We start from the raw sequence: 3476 nt of genomic DNA on the forward strand, positions 1-3476 counted from the left end.
GTACAGTCACTTGCGGCGGCTTGCTACCCACCTCAAAGCGCAACAGTGGAGCATCTGTGCCGCAGAAGTCACTCAGCAACCCATTTATATTGTTCAAATATTTATCCCGTACCCAATCCAGCACGAACCTATTAGGGGCGTAAAGCGCCAGAGTGTTGTCACTCAGTTCCGCCTGTAGAGGGCGTATCCACATACTGAATTCTGTGGCAGATAACTCATCCTGTAACCGGGCAAGACATTGCTGCCAAAGCGAAAGTGACACAGCGGACTCCAATCGAACAAGATCAAAAAAAAGAAAAGAAACAAAACTGTATGATTCAGGATCATCTTTTTGACACAGATTACTATGATGCAACCTGCGAACCGCCTTAAACGGTTTTTCCCGCGGCGGATCTTTGACGGGGATCCCCGTCATGGAGTGCGGATCATAACGCAAACCTCACCGCAGATCCTCCTCTTCTACACAGTTTTCATCCTTTTTATCCACAGGGCAACCGGATGCTTGGGAGTGTACCTGATTCCATCTCCGATGGATAAAAAGTAAGCCTTATGATCGCTTAAATTAAGCATAGTCTTAATTTTTCGGCCGGGATCACGGACATTTAATCCTGCCAGGAATAGAGTAGATCCTGCTAGATACTTGCGCTTTAGCGTGAACCCTGTATAATTCTCCCCCTTGCGCGTGAGTGACGTCTGTTGTTTATCCGACTTGTCGGACGGAGGTTCTTGTATGAACACCGGTATTCAGGCAGGGTATACGCGACGTGAATTGACTAGGGACTGTGCAGTTATTACAATCCCACTCTCTAGTCATTATGCGATTGAGGCGTCTTTCTTCTTTGTGCCGAGCAGCCAGATGCGTTTACTGGTCAGTAATTATCAAAGTTTAGGTAGAAATCGCTATGAAACGCACTTTCCAACCATCCGTATTGAAACGCAATCGTACCCACGGTTTCCGTGCTCGTATGGCAACGAGGAACGGTCGTCAGGTTTTAGCACGTCGCCGTGCGAAAGGCCGTGCACGCCTGACCGTATCTTCCAAGTAAGAAAGCTTGCCCACCTAGTGGTTAAGCTCGCTTTTTCTCGGGAGTTACGGTTGTTAACTCGCAATCATTTTTTTTTCGTCTTCCAGCATCCTCAGCGGGCCGACACGCCGCATGCCATCATCCTCGGCCGCCTGAACACACTGGGCCATCCTCGCGTCGGTCTCGCGGTCGCTAAAAAACATGTAAAACAGGCCCATGAACGAAACCGGATCAAGCGCTTGACGCGTGAAAGTTTCCGCCTACATCAGCACGCCCTGCCTGCCATGGATTTTGTGGTCATCGCCAAAAAAGGTGTGACCGACCTGGGTAACCATGCCTTGACGGAAGAGTTAGAAAAATTATGGCGCCGCCATTGTCGCCAGTCTCAAAACTGCTGATCGGGTTAATACGCGGTTATCAACTCGTGATCAGCCCTTTGCTGGGACCTCATTGTCTATTCCAACCCACTTGTTCGCAGTATGGAATTGAGGCGATACGCAGGTATGGTATGCTGAAAGGTGGTTGGTTGACATTAAAACGCGTATTAAAATGCCGCCCTTTGAACCCAGGGGGCGAAGATCCCGTACCGCCAAAAACCTTTGAAAACAGAGAACACTAACAATGGATTCGCAACGCAATCTTCTTGTCATCGCTCTGCTGTTCATGTCTTTCATGATCTGGCAGGCTTGGCAGGCGGACCATGCTCCCAAACCTACCGCCCAGACCACGCAACAGACTACGAACACCACAGTGGCAGACCCGGGCAACAGCCGGGTCGTGCCGGTCAGCGAACAGGGCCAGATCATTACGGTAAAAACCGATGTGCTGTCGCTAAAAATCAATACTCGCGGCGGTGACATCGAGCAGGCTTTCCTGCTGTCTTATCACGATAAACTGGGTTCGCAACAGCCATTCCATTTGCTGGAAACCTCCGCGGAGTTCGTCTATCAGGCGCAGAGCGGCTTAACCGGCAAAAACGGCCCGGATAATCCCGCCAACGGCGAGCGCCCGCTATATATCACCAACCAGGACACTTATGTTCTGACGGATGACCAGAGCGAACTGCGCGTGCCGCTGACATACACCGCGCCAGACGGCGCGGTGTACACCAAGACCTTCATCTTGAAACGCGGTAATTTCGCGTTGAATGTTAATTACGATATTAATAACGCTAGCGAGCAACCGCTTGAGTTGACGTTGTTCGGTCAACTAAAACAATCCATTGATTTGCCCAGGGCGCGTGATGCCGGCAGCAGCAATTTCGCATTGCACTCTTATCGTGGCGCAGCGTATTCCACTACCGACGACAAATATCAGAAATACAGCTTCAAAGATATCAGGGGCGAGAATCTCTCCGTCAGCACAGAGGGCGGCTGGGTCGCCATGTTGCAACAGTATTTCGCCACAGCCTGGGTGCCTTTCACCCAGGGCAAAAACACTTTCTACACTACCGAGTTGGGCAATGGCCAGGCAGCCGTAGGCTTCAAATCCGCTCCTGTCATTGTTGCGGCCGGCAGCAAAAGCGAACTAAAAGCCACGTTGTGGCTCGGCCCGGAAATCCAGGACAAGATGGCGGCCATCGCCCCGCACTTGGATTTGGCGGTCGATTACGGCTGGCTATGGTTCATCTCTCAACCGCTGTTCAAGCTGCTGAAATTCATCTATAGCTATATCGGCAACTGGGGCTTCTCCATTATTATCATTACCTTCATCGTACGTGGCATCATGTACCCGCTGACCAAGGCACAGTACACCTCGATGGCCAAGATACGCATGCTACAGCCGAAATTGGCGGGAATGCGCGAGCGCCTGGGTGATGATAAACAGCGCCAACACCAGGAAATTATGGCGCTGTACAAGGCAGAGAAAGTTAATCCTCTGGGCGGCTGCCTGCCGCTGGTGATTCAGATGCCAATCTTCCTGGCGCTGTATTACATGCTGTCAGGCTCCATTGAATTGCGCCATGCGCCGTTCGCCCTGTGGATCCATGATCTCTCGGCCCAGGATCCTTACTATATCCTGCCGGTACTGATGGGTATTACCATGTTCTTTATCCAAAAGATGTCGCCCACCACTGTCACTGACCCGATGCAGCAGAAGATCATGACCTTTATGCCGGCGATCTTCACCGTGTTCTTCTTGTGGTTCCCCTCGGGTCTAGTGTTGTACTATATCGTCAGCAACCTGGTGACCATTATTCAACAACATCTTATCTATCGCGGCCTGGAAAAGCGCGGCCTGCACAACAGGGATAAAAAAGCTAAATAACGGCGCGCGCCCGACCCCAGAGTCATGCGGATAAGGTGGTCATGGTTATTTGACCACCTTAATTTTTCAACCGTGCCCCGCGGTACCAAGCGAGCGTTTCAATGAGCCAGGCGGATACCATCACAGCCCTTGCAACCCCGCTAGGACGCGGCGGGGTTGGCGTTCTGCGCGTATCGGGTCCCC

The 3476-nt window shown here is 51.5% G+C and carries 5 protein-coding genes; 4 read left to right on the forward strand and 1 reads right to left on the reverse strand.

The genetic code is table 11. The features are described from left to right. The coding region (locus BG74_RS13070; protein ID WP_305809572.1) for a DnaA N-terminal domain-containing protein at window positions 1-262 on the reverse strand (262 nt) is incomplete at its 3' end. Window positions 263-902: 640 nt separating this feature from the next. On the opposite strand from BG74_RS13070, the gene rpmH reads away from it, so the two are divergent. Genes rpmH through yidC form a run of 4 tightly spaced genes read left to right on the forward strand, consistent with a single transcriptional unit; the run spans window position 903 to window position 3293 of the window. Next, window positions 903-1046 (forward strand): 50S ribosomal protein L34, encoded by a 144-nt coding sequence (gene rpmH / locus BG74_RS10705; protein ID WP_073961076.1) that lies wholly within the window; start codon window positions 903-905, stop codon window positions 1044-1046. A gap of 17 nt (window positions 1047-1063) precedes the next feature. Next, a complete protein-coding gene (gene rnpA, locus BG74_RS04600; protein WP_073961077.1) occupies window positions 1064-1423 on the forward strand; it encodes a ribonuclease P protein component in 360 nt (119 codons plus the stop codon). Beyond that, window positions 1387-1644 (forward strand): membrane protein insertion efficiency factor YidD, encoded by a 258-nt coding sequence (gene yidD, locus BG74_RS10710; protein WP_073961078.1) that lies wholly within the window; start codon window positions 1387-1389, stop codon window positions 1642-1644. The genes rnpA and yidD overlap by 37 nt, the downstream gene beginning before the upstream one ends. Before the next feature lie 2 nt (window positions 1645-1646). Next, a complete protein-coding gene (gene yidC, locus BG74_RS04605; RefSeq protein WP_066596922.1) occupies window positions 1647-3293 on the forward strand; it encodes a membrane protein insertase YidC in 1647 nt (548 codons plus the stop codon). The last annotated feature ends 183 nt before the right edge of the window (window positions 3294-3476 follow it).

This window comes from Sodalis-like endosymbiont of Proechinophthirus fluctus (assembly GCF_001602625.1).
Classification (GTDB): Bacteria; Pseudomonadota; Gammaproteobacteria; order Enterobacterales; family Enterobacteriaceae.